Below are 16,853 nucleotides of genomic sequence, written 5' to 3' on the forward strand. Positions count from 1 at the left end.
TTTTTATATTGAAAAGGTCTGCTTCAGAAGAAGCAGACCTTTCATTATTTTACCGACGGGTATTATCTGTTTTTCCGGACTTATTCTTCGAAGATTTTTCAATATCCTCTTTATCGATATCCGGTGGATTGGTTTTCTTAGATGATGCAGGAATATCCGGGAAATCCTGGTTTTGTTTTTTCGATTCTGCAGCATTGGCAGATTCCTTCTTTTTAGCATTATCTTTTGAATTCATAGCTTAGATTTTAAAGTTCTAAAATACCGAGTTGACCTGTTTTGTCTTCAATGGTATAATTCAAAGCCTTTGCCAAAACAAAAATATTATTAAGATTTTCCATCAATTGCTTACGCCCTTCATTTCGTAGCTTATTTTCATCAATAGCTTTAATAGCTGTTTCTTTTGCTTTGTTGGTTACATTTTTAATGTCTTTTTCAGAAATCCTGTTAAAGAAAGAATCGTCAAGCGACTGTATTTCCACACTTGGAGTAATTCGGATATCGGCATTAGGCAGCTGAGTAATAACCAGTTTTTTATTGATCGAATCCACCTCTATCTTCATTTTATTAAGATCGTAGGAAACCTGGGCATTGGTCTTGGTATAGGTGATTATACTGTTACTGGATACTTCGTTTCCGAATACTTCATAACCCATTTTGGTTTTCTGCATGCTGGAAATATTCTGTTCCAAAACCACCATTTTATTCATTTTGGAAATCTGGTTCGTCAGAATATAATAATCCGATTTTTCCGTTTTGCCTCCAAAATTAAAACAGGACTTAAGACCGAAAAACAGGAAAAGCATCACAAGAATTCCTGCTACAAAAGATAGTATAAGCTTATTATTTTTCAATATTTACTTTTTAAATATTTCTTTAAGTACCGATTTGTCATCTTTTTTCAGAATTTCTACCAGATCCCTTTCTACATAACCGGTTTTGGGCATTTCAATAATTCTTCCGATTTCTTTTTCATATTTTTCAACAATAATAGTCGGAACTTTCTGGATATTATAAATACCTTCTTCTCCTGATGGAGATTCCTTTTTGCGATTGACTGCAATAATGGTCAGCCTGTTATCCGGAAAATTTACTTCTTCCAGAATTCTCATCAGTCTCGGAAAGTCCCTGTGGCTATCCTCACACCAGGTTCCCATGAAAACGATAATGTGATAAGAACTTATTTTAGCTTTTTTCAAGTCTGCAATGGCCTTCTGATCTAAAGCATATTCATCATGCTCTTTCACATACCAATCTGCATAAGGTGCCTTTAAAAACTGTTCTTTTAACTGGTTACCCAAAAGCATTTTGCCATCATTCTGGGTTTCTACCTCACGGTTTACAACCACTTTCTGAGCACTTAGCTGCTGGGTAGCCAGGAACAATCCTGAAATTGCAACAGTATTTGTAATAAATTTTTTCATATTTTATTTCTCGATGATCGTTTTCAAATCAGCAGGAGAATAGTATTTGTTTTTCAGAACTTTGTGATCGGTTTTTCTGTAAACGTTGAATTTTTCTCCTGATTTTTCATAAAAAGATTCTACTTCTTTTTCTTTATAGAATTCAACAGTTTCATTTGCCTGCTCCTCGTTGTCACATGCTTTTGACATATTGGAACGCTGAACTTCGTTGAAAAGCTCTACAAATTTGTTGCCAAGACCAAATTCTAAAACAGCACCACTCAAAACATATTGTAAATCACATAAAGCATCTGCAATTTCAACGATGTCATTGTCTGCGATTGCTTGTTTTAATTCGTTTAATTCTTCCTGTAACAGTTCAACTCTAAGATTACATCTTTCAGGAGAAGGAATTTGTGGTGTTTCTAAAATAGGGGCTTTAAAAGTAGTATGGAATTCTGCTACTTGGTTCAGACTATCAATTTTATCCATGAATTTTTTTATTTAAAGCAAAGATAGAAAACGATTTGCTAATGGTAAAATGTACAACGCAAAATGTACCTAAAAACGGTAGAATATAGACTACTTCTCCGTAATCTACTTCATGATCCTCTGGCGGATTTTGCAGGTAATCATGTTCATTAATAACCATGCGAAATTATCAAAATGATGATTAAAACAGATTACTCCATTTTTTCAAATTTCCAGACCCCTGAAATATGTAAGACCGTTGCTCCCGGTTGTTTTTCACCATAACTGAAAACACAGATATAAGAGGAGTGGCAGGATGGACAATCCGTACCAAAGTATAAGGTAGGTAAATTAGAAACCGTTAATTCTCCAAAATGCAACATGCTGGGGAGGGTGGGTGCAACAATACCATTATCTGTTAATTCGTTTTTCGAAAGAACTTTGTCACCCTGATAAATCTGAAGGATCGGGAACCCAGATTGATAAGGGATAATTTCGAGTTTATTTTCATAACCGCAGTCACAACAGGTAAATGTTGTGACTGCAGATGGGATAATTTCACCATTGGTAAAAACTGCTTTTGCTACGAGAGCTTTTCTGCCAATTCTTATTTTTTTTTGATATTGAATACATCAGGACCTGTCTTTTATTGAATCACTGTACCTACTAAATTGTTGTAATGACCGCTTGGACTTTTTTTTTATGGTTATTTTCACATATCCTTCCTCCGCCAGCTTATTCCAGGTTTTCTGATAGCCGGTTGCCGGATCTATAGGGATTTTCCACATCGTTTGTTTTCCGCCACCTACTTGATTAAACCAAGGAATTACATCAGCTGTTTGGGAAGTGAAAGGTAATGAATTATTCAGAACATCGATCTCATAATAAAAATCATAGGTGTTTTCAGGTTGATTTAATGCTCTTTGAGAGAAAGTATACACATACCCGTTTATAATAGGACTTGTAAAACTGCCTCCTAACGTAGGAATTCCGCTTCCATTATAATTAATCGCTCCGCTGTATCGGTCAAACTTTTGCCCGGCCTGAAAGGGAACATTATCAACTATATTGTATCCCCCATTGGCAGGGGGCCAGCCTCCATTTAGATTATTGGCTTTAAAAAGAGCTTCCAGTTCACTCCATTTTCCCTGTTTATATAATTCGAAAGCCTGATTCCGGATATCCTGGTTAACCAATCCCGCGGTGTCATAAGTTAAGGCAAATTCATCAGCGTTCTTATAAAATACGTGGGTAACTCCGTTTGTGTTATCAATTTCATCATCCCTGTCCGAACTACAAGCAGTCGAGAAAAAGATAACGGATAAAAAAAGTAAATACTTCAGTAAATGTTTCATAATAATTAGTTTTTTATTTATAATTAAGTTAGTGTCAGGAGGCATATCTTTTTCATTAATATTCATCTAGTGAATATTGGCGGTCATCTTCGGAATAAATTTATTGGTTCACTTTGGATGTAAAATAAGGCGCTTATTAAGACTTTATCCAAAGTAATGGAATGCAAAGTGATATGAATCAGGCAATGCTTACTAATAGCATCTTCGATCCGAATACCCGATGGCAGGCGGTACAATGATTCGATAAATTTAAATTAAAAAACTATAACAAAAGAATAAATTATTTTAAAAATTAATAATTAATGAATTATTTACTTTTTTAGTTTTTAATTTTAGAATTTATTACTTTTCTATAAGATGAATTGAATAAAAAAAAGGCCGCTCTAAAAAGAGTAGCCTTAAGATCATTGTTATCAAGATAATTATTCTTTAATAAACCTTTTTGTTGTTTCTCCAGTCTGAAGTAAATAAACTCCCTTAATAAGGCCACTTACATTAATGGCTCCTCTTTCAAGTTTTCCTGAATTAATTAGTTTCCCGCCCATATCAAAAATTTTATATTCTTCTGAAGTAGCGTTTGAAACATTTAAGATATTTTTTACCGGGTTAGGGAAGAGCTTCACCTCGGTGATCAGGTCTTTAGTGATGTCTTTTTGTTTGGCTGAAGATGCAGTTACCTTTATATTGGCATTGTTCACATCAAAGAAAATGTGATTGCTTCCTTTTACCATAATTCTTCCTGTTGTTGTTGCAACATTAGGAATTGTTACTGCCTGGGTACCGTCATTTGGAGTTCCCGCCAGCAAAGTAGTCCAGGTAGTTCCACTATTGGTTGACCATAATATATCCACATTAGCCGCATTTACATTATTTCCTGTAGTTCCTGCAACGTCCCATGTTATGGTTTGAGAGCTTCCCCCGGCATAAGTTACGGCAGAATTTTGGGAACTCACCTTAAATGGACCAGCTGTAGAGTTTACTGTAATTATAGCATCATCGGAATTATTTCCTGATCCACCGGCTCTGTTATCACGAACTGTAAATCTGAAATTCAGTTTTCTTGCCACATTAGATAATGCTTCTACTGTGATTTCCGATCCTGAGGTAGTTGTAGCACCTGCAAGGATAGAAGCCATTCTTGGGAAATACCTGGTAGGAGAGGCAGTTGGTGTCCATGATCTGAATGTAGGACCAGCGGTTTTTGTAGCACTGGCTGCAGAACTGGATCCTGTTTGTGAAGAAGTTCCCTTATCCATTTGCTCCCAGATATAAGTTAATGTATCTCCGTCAGCATCCGTACCGGTTCCTGTCAACATAAAGGGTGTGCCTTTAGGAATAGTGTAATCAAGACCTGCATTGGCTGTTGGGATGGAATTTCCTGTAGCTGTATTTACAGAGCAGGTTGCGGCTTTAATATTGTCCGTAATCTGCTGAATGCTTAAAGCATGGAATAAAGCGTCCGAATGAGCTTGCACATCATAACTTGTAATCCCTGCATAGCCCATAATGGTAGATCCGGATCCCGGTTCTACAGGTTGCAATCCGGTTTGGGTCTGATAAGACCATGTATGATTACCTCCAAACTGATGTCCCATCTCATGAGCTACATAATCTATATCAAAACTATCTCCTGAAGGAACTCCGTCTGCCGGTGAGGTGTATCCGCTTCCCTTGTAATTCTCAGGTGAACCATCAGAATCTAAAGTCTTATCATTGCTACAAATACAGCCTATACAACCTGCATTACCACCACCACCATCTTTTCCGAATAAATGTCCTATATCAAAATTGGCATCACCAATTGTTGAATTTAAGGTTTGCATAAGTTCATAATTCCAATTATCAAGCTGTGATGAAGGGGAATAAGGATCGGTGGATGAATTGGTGTAAATGACATCATCATTATTTGAGATAAGGACCATTCTGGCAGCAAAATCTTTTTCAAACACTCCGTTTACACGGGTCATTGTGTTATTCATAGCAGCCAGGGCGTTTGCTTTAGTTCCTCCAAAATAAGACGTATACTCACCGGTGCAGGAAAGGGCTAATCTAAAGGTTCTTAACTTTGAATCATCAGCATTCGGTCTTGCAACAACGGTTGTTTTATCAATCCCTTTCTGTGCAACATCAATCACTTTACATTCAAATTTATTAAGTGCATCCTTTTTATCAGACTTCCTATAAATTACATACGTAGAAAGATCCTTCGTGTAAGGCTCAATAAAAACAGCAGAGCGGTCACCGTAAATTTCCATAGAAGAAAGCCCCAAAGGAGAAATACTGAAATACACAGTCGAACTTTTATCTTCTGCTCCCTGTCCAACATACGATTTAATATCCGGATATTTTGCAGCTAAAAGAGGATCAAAGTTTGAGTTTTCCCTTACTTTAAAATTTTCCATTTTTCCTTCTGAATTAGGAAAAGAAATAATAATTTCTGATGGTTCTCCCGCAGACAATCTTTTTGGAGCTTTTGAAAGGACGCTTTTGAGTGCATCAAGATTTAGTGAGTACACTTTTGGATCAGTAATGCCGGTTTTGTTCTCAAAAACCTGCGATGCTGTCTTTGGTGAAGTTTGAGACCAGAGACGATCGGTCTGCGCGAAAGAGATGCCCGAAATTAAAAGCACCCCAATCATGGATAACTGTTTTTTCATATAAAATATTGTTTAATTGTGGAATACCAAAGCTAACGAAAATAATATTACGAAAAACGTACTTAATTCATATTTTTACTAGGTATTAATTATTATTTTCATTTACGAATTGAATAATAGTTAATTTTTTAATAAAAAATGAATAAAATAAATTAAAACAAAATAAATGATTAATTTTTTTCTAAATCAGCAAATAAAAAAACTACCTCTGGTGAGGTAGCTTTTTCATTTAATCCTGATTTAATATTATTAATCTTTAATGAATCTCCTTGAAATTTCACCAATTTGTATCATATAAGCTCCTTTTACGAGATTATTTACATTAACAGATCCTCTTTCGAGTTTTCCTGAATTGATTAATTTTCCTGTCATATCGAAGATTTTATATTCTTCAGATGTTGTATTGGAAACATTAAGGATATTTTTTACCGGATTAGGATAAAGTTTGATATCTGTAAGCATATTATTGCCACCTAATATGTCTCCTTTAGATGTTGATCCGATATTTACTGTGTAATCCTCAACTTGTCCATACGTATAAGTTCCGCAAGATGATGATGGGATAGAGCTGTACTGCATCATTACTCTCATTCTTGTAGAGCCAAGTGCAGCAGAAGACGGAATCGTTATACTTCCCGTTACCGGTGTTGTAGTAGATCCTGATTTGGTCCATACCAATTCGCCGCTATCTGTAAAGACTCCGTTTTGATTGTAGTCAATATATACTGCGTACGCTTCACTGTATACGGTTGAAGTCCATACCGGAGTAATAGAAATTGTATAGGCAGTTCCTCTTGTAACATTAGTGGAAACAGATGTGAAATTCTCGTATCCTGCAGTTCCTGTAGAAGTGTTGTTGATTGTTCCAAACTTCACATTTCCTATTCTTTCGTCAGCAGTATTGTTTGCACTTGCTGAACAATAAGTTACCGTGCTTCCTGCAAGAGTTGTTACACTTACGGAATTACTGGCTACTGAAGTGTTTCCTGCGGCGTCTTTTGCTTTAACGGTAAAGCTGTAAGTGGTAGATGGACTTAAGCTTGTTACTGTATAAGAAGTAGAAGCAGTAGATCCTATTAATGAAGCACCCTGATATACATCATATCCGGTAACCCCTACATTATCCGTAGCTCCGCTCCATGATAAATTGGTTGTGGTTGCAGTAGTACCGGAAGCAGCAAGAGTAGGTGCTGTAGGCGCTACAGTATCAGTTCCTCCTGAACCTGCATTTACCGTGATGTTAGCGTTATTTACATCAAAGAATACATGATTGGAACCTTTTACCATAATTCTCCCTGTTGTCGTAGAGGCATTAGGTATGGTAACAGCCTGGCTTCCATCATTAGGTGTTCCGGCTAATAATGTAGTCCAGGTATTTCCACTGTCAGTTGACCAAAGAATATCTACATTAGCAGCATTTACATTATTTCCTGTAGTTCCTGCTACATCCCATGTTACAGTTTGGGAAGTTCCTCCTGTATATGTCGTTGCTGAATTTTGGGAAGAAACTACAAATGGTCCTGCTGTAGAATTTACCGTAATCACTGCATCATCAGAATTGTTTCCTGAACCTCCGGCTCTGTTATCACGAACTGTAAATCTGAAGTTCAGTGTTCTTGCTACATTAGATAAAGCTTCTACAGTAATTTCTGAACCTGCGGTTGTGGTAGCACCGGCAAGGATAGAAGCCATCCTTGGAAAATATCTTGTTGGAGAAGTTGTTGGAGTCCATGATCTGAAAGTAGGTCCGGATGCTTTTGTTGCGCTGGCTGCAGAGCTTGCTCCTGTCTGTGACGAAGAAGCATTGTCCATTTGTTCCCATACATAAGTTAATGAATCTCCGTCTGCATCCGTACCGGTTCCTGTTAACATAAATGGTGTGCCTTTAGGAATAGTGTAATCAGATCCTGCATTAGCGGTTGGAATTGCATTTCCTGTTGCTGTACTTACAGGACATGTTTTAGCTTTAATATTATTAGTGATCTGCTGGATGCTTATTGCATGGAAAAATGCATCAGAATGGGGTTGTACATCCTGAGAGGTAATTCCTGCATATCCCATGATGGTAGATCCTGAACCAGGTTCCATATTAGCTCCGGTTCCTTCATTGCTCATAGAGAATGTATGGTTTCCTCCGAACTGATGCCCCATCTCATGCGCTACATAATCAATATCAAAATTATCTCCTGAAGGAATTGCATCCGCAGGGGAGGTGTAACCACTTCCTTTCGAGCCGTTTGTACAAACACATCCGATACATCCGGCATTTCCACCACCTCCGGTAGCCCCGAAAAGATGTCCGATGTCGTAATTAGCCTCGCCAATCACAGAAGTTAGGGTATTTTGAAGTTGCGAATTCCAGTTATTCATGCTGCTTGAAGGAGAGTAAGGATCCGTAGAAGCATTAGTGTAAATTACAGCATCATTGTTAGAAATTAAAACCATTCTTGCTGCGAAATCTTTTTCAAAAACACCATTTACGCGGGTCATTGTATTGTTCATTGCAGCTAAAGCATTGGCTTTTGTTCCCCCAAAATAAGTAGTGTATTCTCCCGTGCAGGAAAGTGCTAATCTGAAAGTTCTCAGCTTGGCATCATCAGCGTTAGGTCTTGCAGCGAGACTGGTATTATCAATCCCTTTTTGGGCAACATCAATAACAGTACATTCAAATTTGTTAAGATTGTCTTTTTTGTCTGATTTTTTATAAACCACATACGTTGAAAGATCTTTGGTGTAAGGCTCGATGAACACAGCCGATTTATCACCATAAATTTCCATCGAGGATAATCCTAAGGGCGAAATACTGAAATAAACTGTGGAATTAGAATCTCCAAGACCCTCACCAACGTAAGATTTGATGTCCGGATACCGGGCTGCCAGTTGTGGATCAAAATTTGAATTTTCCTTTACTTTAAAGTTTTCCATTTTCCCGTCGGAATTAGGAAAAGAAATAATGACTTGTGATTTTTCGCCGGCAGCCAGTCTTTTGGGAGCTCTTGAAAGCGCGTTTTTCAAACCATCTATGTCCAGTGTATAGACTTTTGGATTATTGATGTTCGTTTTATTCTCGAAAACATTTGCAGATGTTTTCTGTGAACTTTGAGACCAGAGACGATCGGTCTGAGCGAAAGAAATGCCCGTCATAAAAAGCACTCCAATCAGAGTTAATTGTTTTTTCATAAAATATTTGTTTGATTGTGGAATGTCAAAGCTAATAAAAAATTCACAACAGAAAACAAAATTTTTTAAGAAAATTTTTGATTATATTTTAAATATATTAAGCATTATGTTAAGAATAATAAAATTCATATTGTATCAAAAAAAGAAAATAGCATACGTAAAATACGCATGCTATTCATTTATTGATAAGTTAACTCTACATTACAATCTATCATCAGCCGTAGGGCCATACAATCCGGGTACTTTATTTCCCGTTGATCTCAGATAAACAACCAGTTCTCCTCTGTGATGATATAAATGATTAAATAAAAAGCCTCTGATTACCTGAACTCTTGGAGTAGGAGCGAAAAGAATTTTTCCATTCATTTCCATTTTCCATTCATTAAAATATGTACTTTCATCAGAGCCCTCTATTACTTGTTGGGCTCTACTGACATTATTTTCAAACTTTGCTACAATATTTTGAATTGTGGAAATATCCCCTTTATCATATTGGTAGATTCCCATATCGAAAGTATTCTGATTGAAAGTATATTCATACCAGTTGTAAATCTCTGCAATATGTGAAGCCAGTTGGCCCGTGGTCCAGCTTTTATCGGAAGGCTTCCAGTCCAGAACACTGTCGGGAATTGCATTTAAAATTTTCCGGGTATTCTCTGCTTCATAGAGAAACTCACCTAAAAGAGCCTGTTTAATCATGATAGTAGAAAATAAATTATTGTGTAATATCTCTTCCGATTACCAATCTCTGGATTTCTGAAGTTCCTTCACCAATGGTACAAAGTTTAGAATCTCTGTAATATTTTTCTGCAGGAAAATCTTTAGTATATCCATAACCTCCAAAGATCTGAACTGCATTATTTGCAATTCTCACACAAGCTTCAGAAGCAAATAACTTCGCCATTGCTCCTTCTTTGGTCATTTTTTGTTTTGCATTCTTTAATGTACAAGCCCTGTGAATAAGAAGTTCAGCAGCGTCAATTTCAGTTGCCATATCAGCAAGCATGAAATTAATAGCCTGAAAGCTTGCGATAGATTTTCCGAACTGATGTCTTTCCTTAGCATACTTTAATGCTGCTTTATATGCACCTCTTGCTGTCCCAAGACTTAATGCTGCAATAGATATTCTTCCACCATCCAGGATTTTCATAGCTTGCTTGAAGCCTTCTCCAACTTCTCCTAAACGATTAGAATCTGGTACACGTACATTATCAAAAATTAATTCAGCCGTTTCAGAAGCACGCATTCCCAGTTTGTTCTCTTTCTTTCCTGAAGTGAAACCTGGCATTCCCTTTTCCAAAACAAAAGCAGTTGAATTATTCTTTGCTCCTTTTTCTCCCGTTCTTGTCATTACGACTGCAATATCTCCGGAAATAGCATGAGTAATGAAGTTTTTAGCTCCATTGATTACCCATTCATCACCATCCTTCACAGCTGTTGTAGACATTCCTCCCGAATCAGAACCTGTATTGTGTTCTGTTAATCCCCATGCTCCAAGTACTTTTCCTGTTGCAAGCTGAGGCAACCATCTATGTCTTTGCTCTTCATTTCCAAATTCGTAAATATGGTTCGTACACAATGAGTTGTGTGCGGCTAAAGATAGTCCGATAGAAGGGTCTACCTGAGAAATTTCGTCAAGAATGGTAACATATTCGTGATAGTCTAACCCGGAACCTCCATATTGCTCAGGAACAACAATTCCCATAAAACCCATTTCTCCTAATTGATGAAATAGATCTTTTGGAAAAGTCTGGCTCTCGTCCCATTCCATAATATGGGGTCTGATGTTTTTTTCAGCAAATTCTTTTGCTGTTTCTGCTATCATTTTGATGTTGTCAACAATCTCGGTATTCATTATATAAGTAAATAGTTAGTTCTCAAAGATACTTAAATTGTAGAAATACGAAAATAAATTATCCACTGCGTAATATTATGTCTACAATAAATTAACTATCAGTTTTTTACATAATATAATTTAATAATTTTTTAATAAAAATCGTGTAAAGAGATATTGATTATTTATCTACTTTACAATACCAAATTTTAGAATATGAAAAAACTTTTACGATCTATTATCTTATTTTCCTCTTTTGTTTCAGCACAAATTCCGGCCGGATATTATGACGGAACTACGGGACTTACCGGATTTGCATTGAAGTCCAGATTGCATGACATTATTTCGACTAAGAACATAAGCTGGCATTATGGTGATCTCACCAATTATTATAATCAGACGGATCTTGATATTTATTATGATCATGATGCAAGCAACACGACGATATTATTGGATATGTACTCTGAAATTCCGACAGGACCGGATGCTTACGAATATACGACCGCTAATCTTATAGGAAGTTCGTCGGCCGAAGGACTCGGATGGAACAGAGAGCATATGATGCCTCAAAGTACATTTTACAGTAACTATCCCATGTATTCGGATTTGTTTTATGTAGTACCAACAGATGCAAGGATCAATCAGTTGAGAAGTAATTATCCGTATGGAATTTCTACTACAACACCTTCTAATGTATTTTACACCTTTACCAATTCTTCCAAAATCGGAAGAAGTGCCATTCCCAATTATGTTTATACAGGACGTGTTTACGAACCGATAGATGAGTTCAAAGGAGATGTTGCCAGGAGCTTATTGTATTTTGCAGTGAGGTATGAAGGAAAATTAGGAACTTTTAAATTCAACAATAATGCAAATCCGGCTTCGGATACCAATCCTCTGGATGGTACGGAAGAAAAAGCATTTGATGATGCGTATATAGCTATGCTTCTCCAGTGGCATGCCCAGGATCCTGTTTCCCAAAGAGAAATTGACAGAAATAATTCTGTTTACATGATACAAAAGAACAGAAATCCATTTATTGATCATCCGCAATGGGTAAATGATATCTGGGGACAGGTTCCTGACACGGTTTCTCCTCAATCACCAACGAATCTAACTGTGAGTCAGACAAGCGCCTACTTTACAACATTGAGCTGGATGCCAAGTACAAGTTCAGATGTTATCGGATATAAGATTTATCAGAATGGGTCGCTGGTGGCATCAACAAGAAATACCTCGATAAGCATCGATCATCTTTCTCCTTCTACCAACTACAATTATACGGTTAAAGCCTATGATAACGGATATCTTTTTTCACCAGACAGTAATATTGTTTCAGTAACCACTCTTGCTTCCGATGTATATTCCAAAGACCTTTTTGTTTCTAAATATTTAGAAGGAACATCCAATAATAAAGCTATTGAGATTACCAACAGAACGGGGCATGCGGTGAATTTAAGCAATTACAGGCTTACTATTCAGTTTCCTAGTGGTACCAATTATTATTTTCCCGCTCCATATGAGCTGGAGGGGACCGTACAGAATAATGAAACTTTTATGATTTTAAATCCTAACGCCAGTTTTTCATGCTTTGGCAATGAAAGCGCTAAATTTGTTACTGCAGCCCCGCAAATGACATTTTCAGGAAGTCAGTATATTGAGCTGAGTTATAAATCTGCAACTGTTGATGCTATTGGTATCAAGTCCCAATCCAATTCATCTCAATTGACTGACGTTTCTCTTTACAGAAAAGCTAATGTTACTCAGCCCATAACCTCTTTTAATATAAATGAATGGGATGTACATCCTGCTGATCATTGCGAAGATACGGGAACATTATTTTTACAGGATATTCAGTATGCTGGACAGGAAGAACTTAAAATATATCCTAATCCTGTCAGTGAAAATATATTTGTAACCGGAAAAACAGAAGGCATAGAAACGGCACAGATCATCGACTGGTCCGGAAGGGTATTGGTTACTGAAAAAACACCTTTCCTAAATAAAAATAATATTTCCGTACAGAATTTGCAATCCGGTCATTATCTTTTAAAACTGGATAACAAAGTATTTAAACTTACGAAGAAATAACTTTATAAAATTCAGAAAATAGATTTTTTTACTTTAAAAAGTAATGAAATTATAGTTTTGGAAATTAATTTTTAAAGCGCTCATATCCCGTTGAATCTACTGTTTTACAGGATATTGATATAAGCAGATTCACTAATAATTAATATCTATAAGTGTTTCTGCTTATATCTTTTATTTATAAGTAATTATGCTTATATTTGCAAAATGATAGCGGTCATCACCGGTGATATTATAAATTCGCAACATGCAGACACAGAAGTTTGGATTACCAAACTAAAGAATCTCCTGGAGAATTGGGGGAGCTCACCCCTCACATGGGAAATTTACAGAGGAGATGAATTTCAGTTTAAGTGTACTATCGATGAAGTTTTCTGGCGTTTTCTAGCCATAAAATCTATTATAAAAAGTCAGGAAAATTTAGATGTAAGGATAGCCATCGGTATTGGTGAGGAAAACTTTTCATCCGAAAAGATTACCGAATCCAATGGAACGGCCTACGTTAATTCCGGAAGATTACTGAATGGATTAAAGAGTGATGGTGATACTGTTGCTATTAAAACATCGAACGAAACGGTAGACAGGGACCTCAATATTCTTTTAAAGTGGGCTTCAAAAGATTTTGATAACTGGACAATGGCTACCGCAGAAATTATTCATGAAATGATTATGAATAAAGATATCACCCAGGAAGATCTAGCCAGGAAGTTTGCCATATCGCAATCTTCGGTAAGCCAGAGGCTAAAACGGGCGAACTATGACCTTATCGTAGAGACAAATCAATATTTTAGAAAGAAAATTTCAGAACTGTAACATGATTTTCACTAAACTCATATTGGCACATTTACTCGGAGATTTTATTCTTCAGCCAAATTCATGGGTTGCTGATAAAGAAAATCGTAAACTTAAAAGTAGGTATCTCTACCTGCATGTTCTCATACATACCGCTTTAACTTTTATTTTCCTCTGGAACCTTCAACTTTGGTGGGTGGCAGCTTTGGTAGGTATTTCTCATTTTATCATTGATGCCGCTAAGCTTATCTTTCAAAACATTAAAACAAAGAAAAGATGGTTTTTTATTGATCAGGTTCTTCATATTCTGGTCATTCTAGGTGTTTCATTTTATTTTAAAGAATTTGATGTAACGATATTTGAAAATCAGGAATTTCTGAAAATAGTAATGGCTGTTTTATTTTTAACGACGCCTTCATCTATTATCATTAAAATATTACTGTCTTCATGGACTCCGGTTGCTGAAGCTCAGAATAATATACAAACCGAATCTTTAACGAGTGCAGGTAAATATATAGGAATCCTGGAACGTTTGCTGGTATTTATTTTTATTCTGGTAAACCACTGGGAAGGGGTAGGTTTCATGGTTGCTGCCAAATCTGTATTCAGATTCAGTGACCTTGCACAGGCAAAACAACGAAAGTTGACTGAATATGTATTGGTAGGAACGCTTTTAAGTTTTGGAATGGCTGTTTTAACGGGAATTTTAATAAAATAATTATAAATCTAACTATAAAGACAATTTAGAAAATGGAAAAGAAAGAAATGTTGTACGAAGGTAAGGCTAAACAAGTGTTTGCTACCGATAATCCTGATCAAGTAGTAGTGCGTTTCAAAGATGATGCTACGGCTTTCAATGCTCAGAAAAGAGGACAGGTTGATCTTAAAGGCGAAATGAACAACGCGATCACCACTTTAATTTTTGAGTATTTAAATGAAAAAGGGATTAAAACTCATTTCATTAAACAATTGAACGAAAGAGAACAATTGGTAAAAAAAGTATCCATTATTCCTTTGGAAATGGTTGTAAGAAACTATTCTGCCGGAAGTATGGCTCAGAGATTAGGAGTAGAGGAAGGTATAAAGTCTCCGGTAACTATTTTTGATATCTGCTATAAAAAAGACGAATTGGGAGATCCTTTGATCAATGATCACCACGCTGTTTTCTTAGGTGCAGCTACGTATGAAGAGCTTGACGAAATGTACGAGCTGACTTCTGATATCAACGAAATCCTTATCGATCTGTTTGATAAAATGAATATCATCCTGGTTGACTTCAAGATCGAATTAGGGAAAACATCAGATGGTGAAATTATCCTGGCAGATGAAATCTCTCCTGATACATGCAGATTATGGGATAAAGACACCATGAAAAAATTAGATAAAGACAGATTCAGAAGAGACTTAGGTGAAGTAACTGAAGCGTATGTCGAAATCTATAACAGACTGAAAGCTTTACTTAATAAATAAGTAATACGGAAGATTTATAATCAGACTTGAGATTGTATTTAACATAATATTGAATTTCACATCTAATTGTAGAATCTATCAAAATAAAATCTAGATTAGAAAAAATAGAAATGAAAAGTTTAGACATTCATAAAAGTGAATATTTAAAACAGTTTAAAAACCAGACTTACGGTAGAAACCTTTTCAGAACAAAAGAAGAGGAAAGACTTGATGCTCCGAATGAGGAGTGCGGTATTTTCGGATTGTATTCTGACAATGATCTGGATACGTTTTCCCTTTCTCAGTTCGGACTTTTTGCTTTACAGCACAGAGGACAAGAGGCCTGTGGTATTTCCGTTCTTAAAAACGGGAAGATCAATAACCTGAAAGACGAGGGGTTGGTTTTAGACGTTTATAAAGATATTCAGGATCCTGAAGCTTTTATGGGGAATTCTGCAATAGGGCATACACGTTATACTACGGCAGGAGACAAAAAGAAGTACAATTTCCAGCCATTTTTTGCGAAAAATGAATATGACCAGATTATACTTTCGATTGCACATAACGGTAATTTAACGAACGCAAAAGAACTGAAAGCCGAACTGGAGGCAGAAGGTGTTGTTTTCAGAGCAACTTCAGATTCTGAGGTTATCTTAAGATTAATCCAGAAAAACCTTGATCTGGGATTAAGAGGAGCGATCAAAGCAACAATGGAAAAGATCGAAGGAGCTTATTCCGTGGTAGGAATGACGAGAAATAAGTTTTTTGCATTCAGGGATTTCAACGGGATCAGACCGTTGGTTTTAGGAGCTATTGATGAAAAATCATATGTGGTGGCTTCTGAATCCGTAGCATTGGACGCAGTGGGAGCACAGTATGTTCGTGATATTTTACCTGGAGAGATCATCTACACCAACGAAAATGAGACCGGATTACAGTCTTATATGGTGAATGAAAAAGGAAAACAAAGAATCTGTTCTTTCGAATATATTTACTTTGCAAGACCTGACTCTACATTAGAAAACATTAATGTGTATGAGATCAGAGAAAAGTCGGGTGAAAAAATCTGGGAACAAGCTCCTGTGGATGCAGATATCGTTATCGGAGTTCCGGATTCAGGAGTACCTGCAGCGATTGGCTTTTCAAAAGCATCAGGGATCCCTTTCCGCCCGGTTTTAATTAAAAACCGATATATCGGAAGAAGTTTTATTGTTCCGACTCAGGAAATGAGAGAAAGGATCGTTAACCTGAAGCTGAATCCTATTATATCTGAAATTAAAGGCAAGAGAGTAGTTATTATTGACGACTCTATTGTAAGGGGAACTACTTCTAAAAGACTGGTTAAGATTTTAAAGGATGCCGGAGTAAAGGAAATCCATTTCAGAAGTGTTTCTCCTCCGATCATTGCACCTTGTTATCTTGGGATTGATACTCCATCAAAAGATGATTTGATTTCAGCCAATATGACGACTGAAGAGCTAAGAAACTACCTTGGAGTAGATTCTTTAGAGTTCCTCAGTACAGAAAACCTTAAAGAAATCTTAGGATCTTCCAATCACTGCTTTGGATGTTTTACAGAACAATATCCTGTAGCAAAAGGGGAGGAAGTAGAGCTATTTAATTAATT

The 16,853-nt window shown here is 36.5% G+C and carries 15 protein-coding genes; 5 read left to right on the plus strand and 10 right to left on the minus strand.

Annotated elements, in window-relative coordinates; genetic code table 11:
• Positions 1–49: 49 nt before the first annotated feature.
• From ACJ5H0_RS02185 to ACJ5H0_RS02230, 10 genes are all read right to left on the minus strand, one after another.
• Positions 50–235, minus strand: coding sequence for a hypothetical protein (locus tag ACJ5H0_RS02185; RefSeq protein ID WP_172282973.1), 186 nt, complete (start codon positions 233–235; stop codon positions 50–52).
• A 10-nt stretch (positions 236–245) separates the two neighbouring features.
• On the minus strand, positions 246–851 hold the full coding sequence (locus ACJ5H0_RS02190) for a DUF4230 domain-containing protein (protein WP_172282971.1): 606 nt from the start codon (positions 849–851) through the stop codon (positions 246–248).
• Positions 852–854: 3 nt separating this feature from the next.
• Entirely contained in the window at positions 855–1,421 is a 567-nt protein-coding gene (locus tag ACJ5H0_RS02195) for a thioredoxin domain-containing protein (protein ID WP_172282970.1), read from the minus strand.
• Positions 1,422–1,424: 3 nt separating this feature from the next.
• Positions 1,425–1,892 (minus strand): pyrophosphohydrolase domain-containing protein, encoded by a 468-nt coding sequence (locus ACJ5H0_RS02200; protein WP_172282968.1) that lies wholly within the window; start codon positions 1,890–1,892, stop codon positions 1,425–1,427.
• A gap of 191 nt (positions 1,893–2,083) precedes the next feature.
• Positions 2,084–2,254, minus strand: a complete 171-nt coding sequence (locus ACJ5H0_RS02205) for a hypothetical protein (RefSeq protein ID WP_411246953.1) — start codon at positions 2,252–2,254, stop codon at positions 2,084–2,086.
• 249 nt (positions 2,255–2,503) lie between these two features.
• On the minus strand, positions 2,504–3,226 hold the full coding sequence (locus tag ACJ5H0_RS02210) for a hypothetical protein (RefSeq protein WP_411246954.1): 723 nt from the start codon (positions 3,224–3,226) through the stop codon (positions 2,504–2,506).
• 422 nt (positions 3,227–3,648) lie between these two features.
• Positions 3,649–5,883: a reprolysin-like metallopeptidase gene (locus tag ACJ5H0_RS02215; RefSeq protein WP_411246955.1), complete on the minus strand. Its 2,235-nt coding sequence runs from the start codon at positions 5,881–5,883 to the stop codon at positions 3,649–3,651.
• 249 nt (positions 5,884–6,132) lie between these two features.
• Positions 6,133–9,063 carry a reprolysin-like metallopeptidase gene (locus ACJ5H0_RS02220; protein WP_411246956.1) on the minus strand — a complete coding sequence of 977 codons (2,931 nt, stop codon included), beginning with the start codon at positions 9,061–9,063 and terminating at the stop codon, positions 6,133–6,135.
• A 201-nt stretch (positions 9,064–9,264) separates the two neighbouring features.
• Positions 9,265–9,762 (minus strand): DinB family protein, encoded by a 498-nt coding sequence (locus ACJ5H0_RS02225; protein ID WP_411246957.1) that lies wholly within the window; start codon positions 9,760–9,762, stop codon positions 9,265–9,267.
• Between the two features lie 16 nt (positions 9,763–9,778).
• Complete coding sequence (locus ACJ5H0_RS02230; RefSeq protein ID WP_411246958.1) at positions 9,779–10,918, minus strand: acyl-CoA dehydrogenase family protein; 1,140 nt, start codon at positions 10,916–10,918, stop codon at positions 9,779–9,781.
• Between the two features lie 195 nt (positions 10,919–11,113).
• Here ACJ5H0_RS02230 and ACJ5H0_RS02235 point away from each other — a divergent pair, with 195 nt between their 5' ends.
• The 5 genes from ACJ5H0_RS02235 to purF all read left to right on the plus strand — a co-directional run bounded on the left by ACJ5H0_RS02235 (position 11,114) and on the right by purF (position 16,851).
• On the plus strand, positions 11,114–12,988 hold the full coding sequence (locus ACJ5H0_RS02235; protein WP_411246959.1) for an endonuclease: 1,875 nt from the start codon (positions 11,114–11,116) through the stop codon (positions 12,986–12,988).
• A gap of 204 nt (positions 12,989–13,192) precedes the next feature.
• Positions 13,193–13,798 (plus strand): SatD family protein, encoded by a 606-nt coding sequence (locus ACJ5H0_RS02240; protein ID WP_172282953.1) that lies wholly within the window; start codon positions 13,193–13,195, stop codon positions 13,796–13,798.
• A gap of 1 nt (position 13,799) precedes the next feature.
• Positions 13,800–14,495, plus strand: coding sequence for a DUF3307 domain-containing protein (locus ACJ5H0_RS02245; protein ID WP_172282951.1), 696 nt, complete (start codon positions 13,800–13,802; stop codon positions 14,493–14,495).
• A 32-nt stretch (positions 14,496–14,527) separates the two neighbouring features.
• A complete protein-coding gene (gene purC, locus ACJ5H0_RS02250) occupies positions 14,528–15,247 on the plus strand; it encodes a phosphoribosylaminoimidazolesuccinocarboxamide synthase (RefSeq protein WP_172282949.1) in 720 nt (239 codons plus the stop codon).
• 110 nt (positions 15,248–15,357) lie between these two features.
• A complete protein-coding gene (purF, locus tag ACJ5H0_RS02255; protein ID WP_172282947.1) occupies positions 15,358–16,851 on the plus strand; it encodes an amidophosphoribosyltransferase in 1,494 nt (497 codons plus the stop codon).
• Positions 16,852–16,853 lie beyond the last annotated feature (2 nt).

The organism is Chryseobacterium proteolyticum (genome assembly GCF_046591535.1).
Lineage (GTDB): Bacteria > Bacteroidota > Bacteroidia > Flavobacteriales > Weeksellaceae > Chryseobacterium > Chryseobacterium proteolyticum.